This window comes from Kordiimonas pumila (genome assembly GCF_015240255.1).
Classification (GTDB): domain Bacteria; phylum Pseudomonadota; class Alphaproteobacteria; order Sphingomonadales; family Kordiimonadaceae; genus Kordiimonas; species Kordiimonas pumila.
The window spans coordinates 754,897-773,155 of record NZ_CP061205.1; the positions used below are offsets into that span (position 1 = coordinate 754,897).

Genomic DNA, 18,259 nt, shown 5'->3' on the forward strand with positions numbered 1-18,259 from the left:
ACAATAGCAATATGCTGCGCCCGCAAGAAAAGCCATGCTCTGAGGAAGAAAGCTTCCTTTGGGCTATACTGGCAGATGTGATGGACCCTGAAGTCCCCGCGCTTTCTGTTGTTGATTTGGGTGTTGTGCGCGCTGTGCATGTGACCCGGGGCAGAACGGACGGGGCAAACGGTGCCGCAACAATTGATGTTAGCCCCACATACAGTGGTTGCCCTGCAACAGCCCTTATTAATGAAATAATCAGGGCAGCTGCTGTAAATGCAGGCTTTATAGAAACGAATATAAAAACAGTGATTAGCCCGCCGTGGACCAGTGACTGGATATCTGATGAAGGCCGCGAAAAACTGCGTGCTTACGGTATTGCACCGCCCGTGAAGGGTGCCAAAAGTGGTAAAGGCACGCTGTTTGGCCTGTCACCAGCTATTGCGTGCCCAAAATGTGGTTCAAAGAATACTGAAAACATCAGTGAGTTTGGTTCTACGGCCTGCAAAGCTATGTATCGCTGCTGTGACTGCCTCGAACCGTTTGAATATTTTAAATGTATCTAGCCTTGGCTAAGGCTACCTTGAGTGGAAATAACCCATGCTTAAATTACATGAATTAAAAGTTGCTTCTGTTGAAAAAAACACCCCTGAAACGGTTGTTGTTACTCTTGATTTGCCGGATGCACTAAAGCATGAGTTTGAGTATAAGCAAGGCCAGCACCTGACCCTTTGTAAAACGATTGAGGGCGAAGATCTGCGCCGTTCATACTCGATCTGTTCGGGTGTTGCAGAAGCAAAGTTGCAGGTCGCCATCCGCAGGGTTGAGGGTGGACGGTTTTCAACATTCGCCAATGAAAACCTATTGGCGGGTGAAATCCTGAACGTGATGGCACCAGCCGGTCATTTTTACGTTGATCTCGATCCCTTGTCTGAACGTACCTATGTGGCCTTTGCGGCGGGCAGTGGCATTACCCCTATTATGTCGATTATTAAAACAACACTGGCGGCAGAGCCTAATGCACGGTTTATGCTTTTTTATGGTAACCGCTCTAAACTATCGACCATTTTCATTAACGAACTGGCATTTTTGAAAAACCAGTATATGGAGCGGTTTACCTATTGGCATTTCCTAAGTCAGGAAGATCTGGAGATAGATTTCTTCAAAGGCCGGTTGGATGCCGGGAAAGTAAAAGACATTCTTGGCAAGATTGTACCTGCCGACCAGATAGACCATGCCTTTGTGTGCGGCCCTGATGCTATGATCGATGCTGTTGTTGGTACCCTTGTGGGGGCGGGCCTTTCAGGTGACAAAATCCATTTTGAAAAGTTCTTGAGCGAAGGCCAGAAAGCGGTGGCGCCTAAACGGGCTGCTGATACCAGTAGTTTAACTGCTATGACACTGATTATCGACGGTGATGAAGTAAACATGAATGCCAGCAAGGATGTAGCTGTCCTTGATGCGGCACTTGATATGGGCCTTGACGTTCCTTTTGCCTGCAAAGGCGGTGTGTGCTGTACGTGCCGAGCCAAAGTGCTGGAAGGTACTGTGGAGATGGTCCTGAACCAAGGATTGGAGCCAGAAGAGGTGGCTGCCGGCTATGTGCTTACCTGCCAGTCATTTGTAACAAGTGATAAAGCCGTTCTGAGCTTTGACGAGTAAAAAGCCCACTTGGCATTTTACCATAAGTGGTTCACGGGCATAAGCCTTAACGCCTGCGTTGAGGCTTATGCTATGCTATCTGGATTTTTGGCCGTAAAGAAGGGTTAGACTGTATAGTTTTCATTTTGCCGTAATATATGTATTAAGTGTTAGTAACAAATATAGATGAACGGCTAGCATGAGATGCAATTTTCATGGAAAAATGATGTAGCGTGATGTCAAAAATTCTTAAAGCATTTTATAAGCAACAAATTGCGATCCGTAACGTTATAGCAAAATATCGTTCGAATGTTGCTGACATTGATGAGCTGGCACAGGATGTGTTTTTGACAGGCTTTGCGCTAGAGAGTCGCGAAGATATTCATGAGCCGGAGCATTTACTTTTACGTATTGCAAAAAACCTTGCCCTGAACGAATCTGTAAAAAAAATAAATAAAACGAGCACTTCTCTTGAGGATTCCATCGATCTATCTGCCTATGCAGATGAGACACAGGTTTCGCCTGAAGCGAAACTCCTTGGAAAGGAAAAGCTTGTTATATTTTCGGAAGCACTTGCCAGTTTACCCCCAGATTTGAGGCGCGCTTTTGTACTGCGCCGTATTGAGGGTCTAAAGTTTGATCAAATTGCTACACGCCTGAATGTTTCAAAAAGCACTATTGAAAAGCGTGTAGCTGCTGCAATGGCTGGGTGTTACGCCTATATTAGAAGTCGTGGCATTGACCCTGCTGAGTTTGGCGCGGCGCTGCAAAACAAGTCAGATGTTAAGCAAAAGAACATTAGCCCCCTGAACTGGAATGGTGTGAATAAGGGGCATAAAAAGTAAGTGAGCATGTCAGATTCAAATATCAGGTCTTTACCAGACAGTGCTCAGGCAGAAACTGAAGCGAGCGAGTGGGTTATCCGTCTTCAAGAGGCAGATATCACGCCAGCTGAACTCGCCGCGTTTGAGGCATGGCGCAACCAGAGCGCCCAGCATAAAGATGCCTTTGAGCGTATGGCTGATTTTTGGGGCGGCTTGGATTTTGTTGAGAAACTTACAGATTACGCCGAAAGTGATGCAGCAATAGAGCCAATGAGACAGGACCGTCTGGCTAGAAGGTTAAGTCTAGTTCGCCGCCTAATGGTTGGCAGTATTGCGGCATGTTTTTTGGCATTTGTAGCTATGAGCATTTATAGATCAGCTTTTGGCCCCGAAAACATATTTCATGGCTCTTACGAAACAGAAGTTGGGCGACAGGAAGTGGTAGACTTACCTGATGGTTCGCAAATTGTTTTAAATACGAATAGTATGGCCGAAATCACCTATACAGATGACTTTAGAACTATTCGCCTTATAAGGGGAGAGGCCTATTTTGATGTAGCCCCTAATAAAAGCCGGCCTTTTTCTGTTCAAACCAAAAAAGGAACAGTAACGGCTGTGGGCACCGCATTTTCTGTGAGAGTGAGTGAAGCGCAGCTTGATGTGATTGTTGCCCACGGACGTGTAGCCCTTGAAGAAACCCGCCTTGATGATAAGCCGCAGCGCCGTAGTGATTTCGCGGGCAATCAGGAAAAGCCGTCTATGGTTGAAGTGTCAGCCGGACAGTCAGCGGTTATTGGCCGGGGTGTGGAGGAAATATCTCTTATCGCTCCGTTAGCCTTAAATAAAGAGCTGGACTGGCGCGACGGTGAACTTTCCTTCAATGGGGAAACATTGGCACAGGTTGTGGATGAGATTAGCCGGTATACAGACATCTCTATAGAGATTGGTGATGACAGCCTGAAACACCAGCGCATAGTAGCCTACTACAAGATAGGTGATGTTGAACGCATGTTTGAAGCCCTGAATGTTATGGCAAATATCCAGGTTGAACGTCTAGATGAAGGCCATGTCAGGCTATATCGTGCCAGTTGATCGCTGCGCTTTGGTCTTTCGAATTTTTTGCAGATATTGTTGTGTGCCTCGTATAGCGGGCGGGAAGCGAGGCGGTAACCTGCATCGCATTTCATCAATGCGTGTATGGGAAAGTATAAAAAATACAAAAATCTATATCTAACTTTACGGGTTTTACACTGCCACCTGCCTTATCGCTTGAGGCCAGCGTGAAACTGAAGTTGCTGAACGCTAGGCTAATGAAAAAGAATATAAGGATACAGGGTAGGATTTTAAAAGCAGCTGCTTTTGCTATTGTAGTGCTGTGTGCAACGATAACTGTCTATGCACAGGATGCAAAAACACGATACGACTTTCGTATTGAAGGGGGCAAGCTTGGCAAAGCTGTTGCAGATGTTCACGATCAGACCAATATCGAATTTATCTATTCTTTTGATTTAGCTGACGTAGACGGGATTCATCCTGTCAAAGGCTACTACACCCTTGAATATGCCTTGGCAGTGATGTTCGAGGGGACAGGGCTTTCCGGTGGTCTCACAGAAAGCGGGATGATTGTCATCACGCGTGAGAAAAGCGCACATGCGCAAATCCGGGAGCAAGACATGATACATGGTAAAATTAAAAAGGGCCTGTTATCTACTATTTCAGCCCTTCTTTTTGGGGTGGGCGGCGCACATGCCCAGCAAAGCAGCGTTGACCAAAATACAGAGGCACAAGAGCCTGCCTTTGACGAAATTATTGTGACCGCTACAAAGCGCGCGCAGTCCTTGCAAGATGTGCCTTTTGGTCTGTCAGCGCTGACGGGGGCTAATCTTGAGCGTATCGGCGCGAGCGGCGCTGAGGATTATCTCGCAGAAATCCCGGGGGTGCATTATAACGCGCAGGGACGTGGCACCAGCCCCATCGTGATCCGCGGCATTTCCACAGAGGGTGCTACCCGGAATAACCTTCAAAATTCAACAACGATCTATATTGATGATCTTCCTTCACTCAATGCGTGGGGCGCATGGAGTAACTCTGATTTCAGCACCTTTGACCTTGAGCGTGTTGAGGTTCTGCGCGGCCCACAAGGTACTCTTTTTGGCTCTGGCGCTCTCGGCGGTGCTGTCCGCGTGATTACGAACAAGCCTGACCTTTCTGAGTTTGCTGCCAAAATCGAATATGGTCACGCTTTCACGCATGACGGCGAAGATAGTTATAACCTGAGTGCCATGGTGAACGTGCCGATCATAAGTGACAAGCTTGCTATTCGTGCTGTTGGCTATAAGCGCGAAGATGGCGGTTATATCGACAATGTTCGGCGCGATGAAAAAGACGTGAATAGTGGCTCTTCTGAGGGCGGTCGTCTTTTGCTGGCGTATCAGGCGACTGACCGCCTTAGCCTTCGTTTTACGTTAACACACGAAGAAAACAGCCTTGACGATTCACCCGCAAGTTATGCGCTTGAGGCAGAAGGTGATGCCTATGAATATAACGGTACTATTCCTAACGCATCAGATATCAAGCTGACATCCTATAACCTTTATGCTGAGTATGAATTTGACGGCTTTATGGTGTCTTCATCTACAACATATGCTGAGAGAGATTCTCTCCTCAACACAGACTATGTTTCATATATAGATTCGCTTTTGGGTGGTGCGCTGGGGTTTGATGCGGACGCACCAACCGCTTATATTGACCCGGATGACCATGATTATCTTATCCGTCATAAATACGATACGTTTGCGCAGGAACTCCGGTTATCATCAACGCATGATGGGCCTTTCCAGTGGACAATCGGTGGCTTTTACCTGAAGCAAAACCTGACAGCCTATCAGCTTTGGGCTTCAGAGCCGTTTGGGCCCGTTCTTGAATCCAATTATGATGTTCATGTTACGGAAACAGCCCTTTTTGGTGAAGCAAGTTATAAGTTTTCTGATAAATTCAGCGTCACGATTGGGGCGCGGGCATTTGATAATAAATTCGAATTTGAACGGATCGACCAGCCAAGTGTTTTTGTGCCAGCAGGCGGCGCCGTTACGCCTTATACAGTTGCAAATTCAAGCAGCATAAACCCCAAATTCTCTGTTTCATATTTCCCATCTGAAGATATTCATCTTTATGCCACAGCGGCTAAAGGCTTCCGTATTGGTCAGGTAAACTTTGTTCAGGATGAAGATGTTGAAGCAGGGATCACACGGGAATTTGACCCTGATTCGCTCTGGAACTATGAGGCCGGGATCAAAGCATCCCTCTTTGATAACAGGCTCTCGCTCAATGCAGCCCTCTTCTATATTGACTGGTCTGATATTCAGCTTCAGCGCTTTGTAACAGGTCCGGCTTCCGGCTTACTCCTTAACATTACAGATAATGCGGGTAAGGCAGAGATTAAGGGTCTGGAGGCTGACTTGAAATGGCGTCCAACAGCCGGCATTGAAATTGGTTCAGCTATTACAGTTCTTGATGCCAAGCTGAAGTCTGTTCTGGACGGAGTACCTATGATACCGGGTTCAACACTGCCTGGTTCTGCAGACTTTAGTGCAAGTAACTTTATTGAATTTTCTTCTGATAAATTACCTAATGACATGAGAGGCTACATGCGCCTTGGTCACCGTTATGTAGGCGAATCTGTTTCAAACATAAACAATGCACCACAGTTATACAGTGATAAATATAATGTCTTTAATGCTCGTGCGGGCCTTATGTACGGTGGGTATGAAATTATTGTATATGTAGATAACCTTACAAATAATGATGCAAGAACAAGCAATTTTGGTGTCGATGCCCAGAATCTTTTTGCCAGCCGCTCGTATCGTTTGCAGCCGCGGACAATTGGCGTCACTATGCGGGCCGACTTTTAAGGGTACAGGTTGAAAAGCTATTGATTTAGCTCTTTAAAGAATGGTTTGGCCGTGCCCTTTGGGTGCGGCCAAATATTATAGGGCGCATTTAGATCACCCTGAATTCTTGGCGCGGTCCAAACTCGTTGCTCTTATCTGGCGGCGGATGTATTTTCGGGAAAATATTGGTAAGGGTATTTGGAACACACTATAAAAAGGGGGCTGCAATGAATATTCTGAGAAAAATCATAACAATTGCGGGGTTCGTCACGCTGGGTTTTGCGGTCGGCGGGTTTTCAGCCAAGGCTTCTGACCCATTCTTCAAGGAAGAAATGCAAGCCTTTGCACATGACTATTTTACTCTGAGGCCAGAAACAGCCCTATATTACGGTGTTCCATTTGAACGCAGTGGCACGGAAAAGCTAACTCATTACCGGCCTGCAGATGAACAAAACCGCAGAGCGGCCTTTGCGGCACTGGTTGAAAAACTAGGCGCTATGAAGCGCGAGGGCCTTACGCCCCAGCAAGTCACCAGCCTTGATCTCATTCAGTTTGAAATGGAGAATGCCTTAAAGCCAGCAGAGACTGTATCCTATGGGTCTATTCTCGGTGAGTATGGTAACTGGTTTCTGCCCTACAGTATGTCGCATCTGTCTGGCCCCCATGTTGAGGTGCCTACCCTGTTAGAAGACAAGGTTATGGTGACAAACATACAAGATGCAAAAGCCTATGTGCACTTGCTGGCGGAATATGCGGATATTTTGGGCGAGATTGCAGCCAAGGTGCAAGGGGACGCTGCTTCGGGTGTTATTGCACCTGATTTTGTTTTGGCAAACATCATTGAAAACCTCTCTGGTGACATTGAAAAAGGCATAAACCATACGTTGATAACCAGTTTTACCGCAAAAATGCAGGTAGCAGGCGTTGAAGGTAGTGCGGCTTATGAGGAGCAGGCAAAAACGGTATTTGTAGAAAAAGTGATCCCTGCACTTGATGCTCTGCGCTCAGTTCTTGCAGAGCTTAAAGAAAAAGCCACCCATGACGCGGGTATCTATCATCAGCCAAACGGTAAAGCCCTATATAGGGCTATGATCACACACCTGACCGACACCGCTATGGAGCCTGAAGAAATTCACGCTCTTGGCCTTCGGGAAGTGGCCCGTATTCACAGCGAAATGGATATATTGCTTAAAAAAATTGGCTATGATGCTGGCACAGTCGGCGAGCGCATGCAAAAATTGTTGGTTGACCCAAAATATATTTACCCAAATACAGATGAAGGTAAAGCAGCGCTTCTTGGTGACTTGAGGGCTGATCTTGATCTGGTAAATGCAGAACTACCGAAATGGTTTGGTTTGCTGCCTGATCAGGATGTGGAGATAAAAGCTGTACCTAAGCACCGCGAGCAGTCTGTGAGCGGGGCTTTTTATGATGCACCAGCTTTTGATGGTAGCAGCCCGGGCACCTTTTGGGTTAGCCTTTATGATACAGCGGCAAACCCCAGCTATTCCCTGCAAACGCTGGTTTACCACGAAGCAAACCCCGGCCACCACCTGCAAACTGTTATTGGCATGTCCGGGGACCAGCCGGTTTTAAGTACGGTTTTTTATTCAAATGCTGCGGGTGAAGGCTGGGGCCTTTACGCCGAGCGGTTAGCCGCTGATATGGGCATTTATAAAAATGATCCGGTTGATGATATTGGCCGTCTTCAAGCAGAGTTGCTGCGCGCTGTTCGACTGGTAGTAGACACCGGCATGCATGAAAAAGGCTGGAGCCGCGAGCAGGCTATTGACTATATGGTCGCGGCAGAAGGCGTGCATATGGATGAAGCTGTGGGCGAGATTGAACGCTATGCCGTTTGGCCCGGACAGGCGCTTGGCTATAAGCTTGGCGAGCTGAAAATTGTTGAAATGCGCAGCCTTGCCAAAAAGACTTTAGGCGAAAGGTTTGATGTTCGGGCTTTTCATGACCGCGTGTTGGAAGATGGGGCTTTGCCCCTTGTTATGCTTGAGGCCAAACTGCGTGGCTGGATTGCGGCACAGGCGCAGTAAACGCACATGTCAAAGTGGGGAGCTTTCAAAAAGCCCCCACACTATTAACTTTGCAGGGTGTCTGTCTGCCAGCCGCCGCCGAGCGCCATATAGAGACTGATTGCTGCTGTAAGCTTTGCAAGCTTTGCCTGTGCGTAGCTATCTTCGGCAGATAGGAGCGTATCCTGCGTGTCCAGAAGGGTTTGAAAATCGATAGCGCCTTCGTCGTAACGGCTTTTGGAAAGGCGGTATGCTTTCTGCGCCTGTTTCATGGCTGTTTCCAGTACAGTTTCTCTAATCGAAGCGGCCTCAATGGCAGAGAGAGCGTCTTCCACTTCCTGAAAAGCAGTTAGAACTGTGCCCCGGTATGTTTCCACCAGTTCAAGTTGCCGGGCTTTGGCAAGCTCTACACCCCCTTTAAGCCGGCCACCTTCAAAAATGGGGGCAACAAGGGACGAAGCAAGGGAGAGCGCAGAACTGCTAGGCCCATTAAACCCGGCAGCAGAAAAATTATAGCCTGCACTTAGGGATAGTGACGGGAAAAGCGCTGCTTTTGCTATGCCGATATTAGCGTTAGCTGCAATAAGGCCTTGTTCCGCTGATTGCAGATCAGGCCGCCGCGCAAGGAGGGCAGACGGCTGCCCTGCCGCGATGTGTGGCACGGCCAATGTTTGCAAGCTGGTTTCCACAACATCAAGGGTTTGAGGGGGTTGCCCTAGCAGCACGGCAAGGGCATTTTGCGCATTCGCGACGCTTTCAACCAACGATGCACGTGCTGCTTCGCGGCTGGCAACAGCGCTTTCCTGCTGTGCTAGTTCCAGTTCAGATTCAGCACCCTCCTGAACGCGTACATTTATAATACGGCGCACCTCGCGGGCATTGGCAAGGTTTTCGTCTGCTATACGAAGCCGTTCATACAGGTTTAGAAGCGTGAAATAGCTTTGTGCCACGTCGCCCATAACAACAAGGGCGAGCGCTTCCTGATCAAATTGTGCGGCTGCATAACTTGCCTTTGCAGCCATCACACTGGCTTTGTTTGTGCCAAATAGGTCAAGTTCATAGGCAACACCAACACCCGCTTGCAGAGAGGTAGCACTTGTTGACCCACCAGACACAGCAATCGTGCGTCCGGCACCTGCTGAACCGCTAATAGATGGCAGGATATCTGCCCCTGCAATTTTCAGGCTGGCTCTTGCCTGCCTTACGCGTTGAACACCAGAAAGCAGGTCTGTGTTCAGGCTCAGCGCTGTTGCCATTAGCTGGTCTAGCTCATTGCTATTGAAAGATTTCCACCAGTCATAGGCCAGCTCTGCTGTTTCAGGGCTTGGTGTTTGTGCATGCCATGCCGCAGGTGTTTGCACAGTTGGCTGTTCATACTGCGGTGTCATGGTGCAGGCAGATGCCAAAAGTGTGGGTATAAGAAGGAGAGATGTTTTTTTCATAATAGTTACTCCGAACTAAGGGCGACAACAGGGTCTAGGTGGGCAGCTTTGCGGGCAGGCAGGAACCCAAACAGCAAGCCGGTTCCAACCGCGCAGACAAAAGCCAGAAGCGCCGGTCCTGTTGAAAATGCAATTTCGACATCAAAGAGCGATAGTATGTAGCCTGCAAAAAAACCCAGCAATACACCAATAACGCCGCCAATAGTGCAGACAACACCTGCTTCAGTGTTGAACTGGATCATAATATCGCGTCTGCGCGCACCGGTTGCCATGCGGATACCAATTTCGCGGGTACGCTCTATAACACTTACCAGCATAATATTCATGACACCAATACCACCCACCAACAGGGAAATGGCAGCAACAGCGCCTAAAAGAACGGTTAGGGTGTTTTGGGTTTCTGTTGCCATTTCAAGGAAAGAGGCCGTGTTACGAACATTAAAATTTTCTATCTGGTGGCGTTCTTTCAAAAGCGCGGTAATGTCGGCTTCTGTTTGTTCAATCTGGGCAACATCATCTACTTTAACGGTGATGCTGTTCAGGTAATTTGACCCAAACAAGCGAACAAGACCTGTTGTGTATGGTACCCAAGCAGTGTCATCCTGATCACCGCCCCAAGGGGCCGCACCTTTTGATTTCATGACGCCAATAATTTCAAATGGAATATTCCCCACCAGAATAAACTTGCCAATTGGGTCGTCGCCGTAGGGGAAAAAGTTTTTCTCGGCTGTAGCACCCAAAACAATAACGGCGGCATAAGACCTGATATCAGCTTCTGTGAAAAACGTGCCTTTTTCCACCTCCCAATCGCGCGCAATCGGGAAGGTGTGGCCCACGCCTTCAACTGTTGTGGACGCATCAATATTACCAAGGCGCAGTGTTTTTTTGCCACTACGCTGTGGTACAACAGCTTCGATATTTGAAATATTATCGCTGATCGCTTGGGCATCGCTTGGCAACAGCGTGGCGTTATCGCCGCTGTTACGAATACCCGGTGCGCCGGGCCGTATATTCAAGATATTTGTCCCCATGGAGCTGATCTGGGTTAGCACCTTTTCCTTACTGCCATTCCCAACAGCCATCATGGTTATAACGGCGGCAACACCAATAATAATGCCAAGAAGTGTTAAGGTGGTGCGGAAAAAATTAACCCTGAGCGCCCGAAGCGCAGTGCGCACTGCTTCACCGGTTTCACCGACAATAGAACCGCCTGTAAGCTTGCTGTGTGATTGCCTAGTGCTACCCGTTTGTTCGTTTTCTGGCTTTGTGCCATTATCAGCGACAATTTTACCATCGCCGATACGAATAATCCGTTCAGCATGAGCCGCCACTTCTTCCTCGTGGGTGATAACAATGATGGTGCGGCCTTCTGCATTCAGTTTTTTCAGAAGATCCATAACGTCTTCACTACTTTTGCTGTCAAGGGCGCCGGTTGGCTCGTCAGCAAGTATGACAGGCGGATTGTTCATAAGCGCTCTGGCGATAGCAACCCGTTGCTGCTGGCCACCAGAAAGCTGTGCTGGCCGGTGATCACAGCGGTCTCCAAGGCCAAGGCCGGTGAGAAGCTCTATGGCCCGTGTTTGCCTTTCTGTGCGCGAGAGGCCGGCATAAAGCGCAGGCACCTCAACATTTTCTGCGGCATTTGCTGTACCTAACAGGTTATAGCGCTGGAAAATAAACCCAAATGTTTGCCGCCGAAGGGCTGCCAACTCGTCAGGCGACAGGTTTGAAACATCTGTCCCCATAATCTGGTAACTACCGTGAGTTGGACGGTCAAGACAACCGAGCACATTCATCATGGTAGATTTACCAGAGCCAGACTGGCCCATGATTGCAACAAATTCACCCGGGTAAATGGACAAGTTTACATTATCAAGCGCCTTAACGGTGGTTTCACCGCTGCTGAAATGGCGACTGATATTTTTAAGCTCAATAAGCGGTTGTGATTTTTCGCTCATTATAGGCGCGCCATTTTTGGTGGGCGGCCTGATGTTGCTGCACTGCTGCCAGCAGTTTTTAGCTGCACATTATCGCCTACAGTAAGGCCACTTTCTATTACGGCCTGTGTACGGTCTGCTAGGCTCACGAGCACAGTGCGCCTTTCTGTGCCATTTGGCGTAACTACTTCAACACTATAAGCTTTTGCCGTTTCTGTATCTTTTTCTGGCACACGTGCCTGAAGGGCTGAAACCGGGATAACCGGCACGTTTTTGGCGCTTACCAGTACAAAAAACATTTGTGTGGTCATGCCGGTCATCAAGGTTCTGTCGTGGTTTTCTACGTCAACCAGCACGTTATAGAGTACAACATCGTTCACTGTTTCAGGGGTTGGCAATATTTGGCGAATTTTACCCTGCCAGCGCCGTTCGCCAGAACCGAGCGTTGTGAAATACATAGGCATATCATCGTGCAGCTTCATAATGTCGGCTTCGGCAACTTGTGCACGCACCGTCATGATGTCGAGGTTCGCCACCTGTACAATGGTTGGTGTTGTTTGGTTGGCGTTAATGGTTTGGCCTTCCTGTACTGACTGGTCAACCACCGTACCATTTATAGGCGCAAATATTTTAGTATAGCTCAGGCTTGTTTTATCGCCTTCCAGTGTTGACTGCGCTTCTTCCATCTGTGCTTCAATCGACATCAGATTAGCCTTTGCAATTTCAAAAGTAGTCTCTGAATCTTCGAGCACTTCTTTGCTAACTGCATTTTCCTTGTAGATGCGCTTGTTACGGTCAAATTTTTGCTGTGCCTGTTTGACAAGGGCTTCCTGCTCGGTTTTTTGAGCCAGAAGGGTTTTTAGGCGGGCTTCATCAGCGCGCACTTTAGAGTCGTAAACATCAGGGTCAATCTCGGCGATCAGGTCGCCTTCTTTGACCATATCACCAATTTCAGCATGCATTTTTTCAATAAGGCCAGAAACCTGTGCGCCTACATCAACATAGTTTTTAGGCTCTAGTGTGCCTTGGGCAGTGACCACTGATTCGAGGGTGCCAATACGTACAGGTGTTGTTTGGGCCAACATCATATTTGCACTGGTTTGCTGGGCTGAATAGTACCACCATCCGCCCAGGGCGGCAGCCGTAAAAAGGGCGAGATAAATAACTGTCGTGACTTTTTTCATTTAGTTTCTTCCACTGAAATTAGGGCTTGATCACCGCCTGATGAGGCAAGCTAGTTACTAACTTATATGGAAGAAGGCGTAAAAACCCTTTGGAGAAAGTGTGTTCTAAACGAAATATATAGCGCCCTAATATAAAAAGCCTGCTAAACAGGAAGCAGGCTTTTTATCAAGGTGAAGCGCATATTTAAATTTTGGGCAGATCCTCATCCAAAACGCAGATGCTAAGCGAATAGGATATTTCGCCCTCGTCTTCATCACGGTACACAATACCCATGAATTCGTCGGCGACCAGCATTTCAACCGAATCTTTTGCTTTGGGCCGTCGCATAAGCTTGATCATGTTATTGTTGAATTTTTTTTGCAGGAAAGCCTGCACACGCGCAATTTCATTTGGAGTCACGTTTGACCCTCCCTAGTCCCAGTGTCTGTATACCTCTGGTTTATCCACTTAACGGGGGCAGATGCAAGCAAACAATGAAAGAATTTTGCTTCCATGTAGCTGTTATGCAAATTGTTAACTGTTTTCAGGTAGTCTCTTTTTGTGGTAGAAAAAGCCTGAAACAAGGGAAATATGGCTCCATGAATACAGACATTCAGTCCTATGCTGATGATGATGCACTAGCAACGCAGTTTATTGATTGGTCTTCAGAAGCTGTAGCTGAAATGCGCCAGTTAACGGATAACTTGGCGGCAATTAGCCAGCGTGAGGACGAAAATGTAGCGCGGGTTTATGAACTTGCTCATAATATTAAAGGTATGGGGTCGAGCTTTAACTACATGCTTTTAACCACAGTTGGAACGTCTCTTTGCGGGTATTTAAAAGCTCAGGACAAAGGGCTCGACCGCGTTAATAAGCGTGTTATTGAAGCCCATGTACGTGCAATTGAAGTTATTCTCAAAAACAAGATTGTAGGACGAGGCGGTGAAAAAGGTGCCGCTGTTGAACGGCGCCTTGCAGAAATTATTCTCGAAGATATGCCTTCCTGATAAGCAGATTTCCTGCTTCGCCGTTTAGTTGGTTTCCTCAGCACGTTCCATATAGTGGTGCCAGCGGTCTCTCCCGCCTTTGTTTTCCAAAATATTTTGAAGTGCAGCGACCAAGCGCCTTTCGTAGCGTGTGCCAGCGTCTGCTTGCAGAATGTCAGAGGCTTTGTCAAAACCAAGGCCTGATCGGTGGGCTCGCGCAGAAACCATACCGACAAAGGCATTTGATACACTTAAGATGCGTGCCCCAGATACTATTGCATCGCCTTTCAGGCCTTTTGGCTCGCCGGTGCCATCCCAGTTTTCGCGCATCTCAGCCAGAATAGTGGCGACAGGGCCTTTGAAATCCAGACCTGCAATAAGAGACGCGCCTTTTTGCATACTTTCGCGCACGAGCTTCAGTTCGTCTTCGCTGAGTGGTGTTTGTTTGGTTAAGATGATTGTTGGCACAAAAATTTTGCCAATATTGACAAGCTGCCCAGCGATGCGCACAGCTTCCATTTCGTCAGGTGTTACGCCGATTTCTTCGGCAATGGAGACAGCTACATCGGCCACACGGGAAGAATGATATTTGCTCCATGGGTCACGGGCGTCAATAATTTCTGTAAGGGTACCTATAAGCTGTTTGTATAATGTTTCTGACTTTGCTTTTTCAGCGATCAGGTCTGATATATCCTGCATGACAACCAGTACAGAAGCATCATTTTTATCGTGTGTATCCAGAGGTAAAATTTGGGTCTGGTATGTTTGCGGGTGTTGTTCCTGCCCCAGCACTATTTGCAGCTCGGTTGCTGTACCACTTGATGCGGCTTTGGTTTTTTCACGAAGCAGTTCAGCGACAGACCCTGTAAAGGCGGTATCAAGCCGCCGATTGGTAAGCTCCTTAGACGGAATGCCGGTTACAGTGGCCATTTTTTCATTGCTGAACCGTACAGTCATGTCACTGGTGAGCGCGGCTATGGCAGTAGGCTGGCCGTCACTAACAGATTGCAGGAATCCACTGAGTGCCTGATTTCTGGCTAACAACTCTTCTTGCTCGCGGTATGACGATTCAAGCCGTTTTGATACACCGTGCCGCCAAACCAGTATCAGCGTAGCCAGCAGAAACAGCGCCACAAGCGACAGCGTTATAATAAGGGTGTTTCGTTTACCCGAAATTTCGGCCAACACTTCTTTAGCACTAATCGTACGCACCAAAACCCACGGTACGGGGGCAGAAAGTTCTTTGCCGGTCACCAGCATGTCGCGGCCACTATAATTGGGTAAAATCTCAAAACCACCGGGGCTTTTAACCGCATAGCTTGCTGCGGCATCTTGCCGGGGTGTGCCTGTACGGCCTCCGCCCAAAAGCGGTGTGAGCGGTGTTACAATGCCACTTTCACCCGGGTTAACAATATAGGTTTCGGCAGTTTCACTTTGTTCGCCCGGCTGAACCAGCGTATGCAGAAAATCATCATCTAGGGGGCGGGCACCAATAACCCAATGTTCTTCGGCAGGTGTTGCATCAAAGGATGGGGTAATTCTAGCACCAAAAAGAACAAGCGGGGTTTTATCAGCGAGTATCGGCCCCAAAGCAATAAAAGAAGAGCCACTGAACGGTATTTCTTCAGGCCGCAATAAGGGCATGCCGGTTGTCATAACACTTGCCATACCCTCGCCGTTTACAATGGCGAGCCCAACCCGCCTTGGGCGCTTAACATTGGCGGCGACCGTATCTATTGCGCGCTGTTCATGAAAGCCAGCGCGCTCGGCCTCTGTTGATAAAAGTGAAAAAACATAGCCCCGCTGCCCTTCAGCAAGTGCTTGATTATCGGGGATGGATGACTGGGTGGCATAAAGCTGGATCGATGCATCGGTCGCCAGCTCTTCCACCGTTGAGAGATGCCGGTTAAGCCATGTGGAAACCTCAGCCGCCCGGCTTTCCGCGACCAGATTCAGGCGTGTTTTCCAGTTTTCCAGATCCTGTTCTGCTTCGGAGGCAGCAAATTTAAAGATCATCCATATCCCGACAGCAAGAATACCAAGTATTGCCAAGACAAAAATTTGTATTCTGTTCCCTGATGTTTTTGCGGGTTGCATGAACCATCCTTCCACTTTGTTAGCCATTTCTTTATTACCTGATATTATTATTTGCAGGCAAGGCTTGGATCATGATCGTAAGCAGATTATGCTCTGGCAGGAAAGGTTTTTATAAAGCTATAGCATTTATGAGTTTTACATTTTTTAATCGCATTGCCTTGTTGTTGGCTGTTCTGCTCGTACAGAGTGTGACGGCAAATGGTGCTTATGCTCAGGAAAGCACAAAATGGTCATTGTTTGGTAGTATGGAAATACCGTCTACCAACATGAAAGCATTTGGCAAATGGACCGAAATGTGGCGCAGATATAATTTACCGCGCAGGGAAGAAGTCGCACCTGAAACTGTGGATGAAGTCTATAAATGCAGGGGCCGGTACCGGGCGCGCTGTAACCGGGAAGCTTGGGAAACCTTTCTCGGCGAGACAGATACCAGCGATTTCATGAAAACGCTTGCTGACGTAAACCATTATATGAACCGGTCGCCGTATATTGTTGATCCGGTGAATTGGGGTATTCCTGATTATTGGGCAACACCCAATGAGTTTTTCATGAAAGATGGTGACTGCGAAGACTATGCCATTAGCAAATATGTCACTCTAAAACGGCTTGGCTTTGATACCAGCAAAATGCGCGTGGTTATTTTGCAAGATGAAAACCTGCGGGCGGCCCATGCTATCCTCGCGGTCGAGTATGACGGCGAAATATATATTCTTGATAATCAGGTTGATGCAGTTTTACCTCAAGGTCAAATTTTGCACTACAGGCCGGTTTATTCTATTAACGAAACGGGCTGGTGGCTTCATAAGGTTAAAAGGTTCACTCAATAAAATGATAGGAATTGGTTGATACTTTGTTAGCCATTGCACCTTAAGGTACTGTTTTTGGGGTTAAGTGTGCGTAAAGACGGTATTTTAAATATGCCCAAAGACATAAAAATTCTTAGTGAAATGGTGGATTATGTGCACCAGCTTAAGCGGCATGCAAAAGGTCGCCGTGCTATTCACATGCGGCTTTCAGTGTTGGAGCGCCCCTTTCAGGAAGAATATTATCGCAGATTTGCAGCGTCAGCACTGAGGCCGCTTGTAACGAATTATGGGGCGATAATGTTTGCCTTGCCTAATACGGACCTAGTGGTAATTGCCAAAGATGCCCCGGTTGATGTGATCGATACAATGCTGAATAATGTGCGCCGCAAGTTGCACGATTCAGACTGCATAAAGGCGCTTGATCCCATTCAGGGCACAAGTGATGCTTTTGTTGAATGGTTTGATCTGGAACAGAATTATGAGGCCTTTAATACCTATATTAGGGACTTGGCAGATATTATAGAAAATGGCCCCGACTGGCATCAGGTGGCGGAACTTGAGGACCTGCCAGAACCCACCCCTCTTTCTCATGAAGATACAGTTGTTGTTACTGATACCCACAAAGTAAGCGCACAACCTGCCAGCCATTACGGGTTATCTTTTTTACCTCCCGTGAGGATGGTACCTATCACAGCGCCAGAAAAAGAAATTGGTGTACGGGCTTATGATGCAGATCTGGTGGCGCTAGTGGTTAGAACACTCGCGTTTGCAGATATTGCGAGCTTGCTGCGCAAACAAAAGGTTATCGCTATTGTGGGTAAGGAAGATCACAAGCCGGTTATGGTGCATAAGCGTGTACCGGATTATGTGGTTTTTGAAACATTGCTCGAGACAAAAATAGCAGGAAGCAATCGCTGGCTGCAAGGTTTTATGGCCGACTTTTTAGCAGACAGATTGCTTGCGTCGCAACCGGGCATGAAAGTGGAAGATTCAATAGCGGCCAGCCTGCGCGTGACCTGCCACAGCATATCCGGCTCTGGTTTTGCTGATTTTAATCGCTCTCTCAAAGGGTATAAAAAATCGCAGGTTATTTTGGAGTTTGGCATTACAGATGTGTTGACCAACTTTTCCGCTTTCTTAAAAGCGCGTGCAACAATCGAGGAAGAAGGTTACAGGGTTGCGGTTGCGGACCTTGATTTGCGGGCCTTTTTAGGGCTAGACCAGCGCCACTTTAAAGCTGATTTCTTTAAGCTTTCAGTTCCGTCTGATCCCCAGCCTGATTGGCTGACCGATGACTTTGAAGCCTTGTTAAAGCAAAAAATTCACGATGTTGGTATTGCCCGTATAATACTCATGAACTGCGACCGAATAGAGGACGTTGTGATGGGGCGAAGCTTTGGCATAACCCTTTTTCAAGGGGAAGCGGTTGACCCCTTGAAGAAAATTATGCCCTGATCAGT

14 protein-coding genes are annotated in these 18,259 nt (G+C 47.7%); 9 read left to right on the top strand and 5 right to left on the bottom strand.

Annotated features, from left to right (window positions below; all coding sequences use genetic code 11):
• The first annotated feature begins 11 nt into the window (after positions 1 to 11).
• From paaD to ICL80_RS03220, 6 genes are all read left to right on the top strand, one after another.
• Positions 12 to 548, top strand: a complete 537-nt coding sequence (gene paaD / locus ICL80_RS03195; RefSeq protein WP_194215744.1) for a 1,2-phenylacetyl-CoA epoxidase subunit PaaD — start codon at positions 12 to 14, stop codon at positions 546 to 548.
• A 34-nt stretch (positions 549 to 582) separates the two neighbouring features.
• A complete protein-coding gene (gene paaE, locus ICL80_RS03200) occupies positions 583 to 1,644 on the top strand; it encodes a 1,2-phenylacetyl-CoA epoxidase subunit PaaE (RefSeq protein WP_194214683.1) in 1,062 nt (353 codons plus the stop codon).
• A gap of 215 nt (positions 1,645 to 1,859) precedes the next feature.
• A complete protein-coding gene (locus tag ICL80_RS03205; protein WP_194214684.1) occupies positions 1,860 to 2,468 on the top strand; it encodes an RNA polymerase sigma factor in 609 nt (202 codons plus the stop codon).
• Positions 2,469 to 2,474: 6 nt separating this feature from the next.
• Positions 2,475 to 3,539 carry a FecR family protein gene (locus ICL80_RS03210; RefSeq protein ID WP_194214685.1) on the top strand — a complete coding sequence of 355 codons (1,065 nt, stop codon included), beginning with the start codon at positions 2,475 to 2,477 and terminating at the stop codon, positions 3,537 to 3,539.
• 188 nt (positions 3,540 to 3,727) lie between these two features.
• Entirely contained in the window at positions 3,728 to 6,358 is a 2,631-nt protein-coding gene (locus ICL80_RS03215; protein ID WP_194214686.1) for a TonB-dependent receptor, read from the top strand.
• 206 nt (positions 6,359 to 6,564) lie between these two features.
• The gene (locus ICL80_RS03220; RefSeq protein WP_194214687.1) at positions 6,565 to 8,388 is read left to right on the top strand and encodes a DUF885 domain-containing protein; all 1,824 of its coding nucleotides are present in this window, start codon (positions 6,565 to 6,567) and stop codon (positions 8,386 to 8,388) included.
• 44 nt (positions 8,389 to 8,432) lie between these two features.
• Here ICL80_RS03220 and ICL80_RS03225 read toward each other — a convergent pair whose 3' ends face one another.
• The 4 genes from ICL80_RS03225 to ICL80_RS03240 form a co-directional block, all read right to left on the bottom strand.
• Complete coding sequence (locus ICL80_RS03225; RefSeq protein ID WP_194214688.1) at positions 8,433 to 9,809, bottom strand: efflux transporter outer membrane subunit; 1,377 nt, start codon at positions 9,807 to 9,809, stop codon at positions 8,433 to 8,435.
• Positions 9,810 to 9,814: 5 nt separating this feature from the next.
• The gene (locus ICL80_RS03230; protein ID WP_194214689.1) at positions 9,815 to 11,767 is read right to left on the bottom strand and encodes a MacB family efflux pump subunit; all 1,953 of its coding nucleotides are present in this window, start codon (positions 11,765 to 11,767) and stop codon (positions 9,815 to 9,817) included.
• Complete coding sequence (locus ICL80_RS03235; RefSeq protein WP_194214690.1) at positions 11,767 to 12,930, bottom strand: efflux RND transporter periplasmic adaptor subunit; 1,164 nt, start codon at positions 12,928 to 12,930, stop codon at positions 11,767 to 11,769. Before ICL80_RS03235 ends, ICL80_RS03230 begins: the two co-directional genes overlap by 1 nt.
• Positions 12,931 to 13,114: 184 nt before the next feature.
• Complete coding sequence (locus ICL80_RS03240) at positions 13,115 to 13,330, bottom strand: DUF3126 family protein (RefSeq protein WP_194214691.1); 216 nt, start codon at positions 13,328 to 13,330, stop codon at positions 13,115 to 13,117.
• Between the two features lie 179 nt (positions 13,331 to 13,509).
• On the opposite strand from ICL80_RS03240, the gene ICL80_RS03245 reads away from it, so the two are divergent.
• Entirely contained in the window at positions 13,510 to 13,917 is a 408-nt protein-coding gene (locus ICL80_RS03245; RefSeq protein ID WP_194214692.1) for an Hpt domain-containing protein, read from the top strand.
• Between the two features lie 24 nt (positions 13,918 to 13,941).
• Here ICL80_RS03245 and ICL80_RS03250 read toward each other — a convergent pair whose 3' ends face one another.
• Positions 13,942 to 16,020 (bottom strand): HD-GYP domain-containing protein, encoded by a 2,079-nt coding sequence (locus ICL80_RS03250; RefSeq protein ID WP_194214693.1) that lies wholly within the window; start codon positions 16,018 to 16,020, stop codon positions 13,942 to 13,944.
• Positions 16,021 to 16,121: 101 nt separating this feature from the next.
• On the opposite strand from ICL80_RS03250, the gene ICL80_RS03255 reads away from it, so the two are divergent.
• Complete coding sequence (locus ICL80_RS03255; protein ID WP_194214694.1) at positions 16,122 to 16,820, top strand: transglutaminase-like cysteine peptidase; 699 nt, start codon at positions 16,122 to 16,124, stop codon at positions 16,818 to 16,820.
• 66 nt (positions 16,821 to 16,886) lie between these two features.
• A complete protein-coding gene (locus ICL80_RS03260) occupies positions 16,887 to 18,254 on the top strand; it encodes a hypothetical protein (protein ID WP_194214695.1) in 1,368 nt (455 codons plus the stop codon).
• Positions 18,255 to 18,259: the final 5 nt, after the last annotated feature.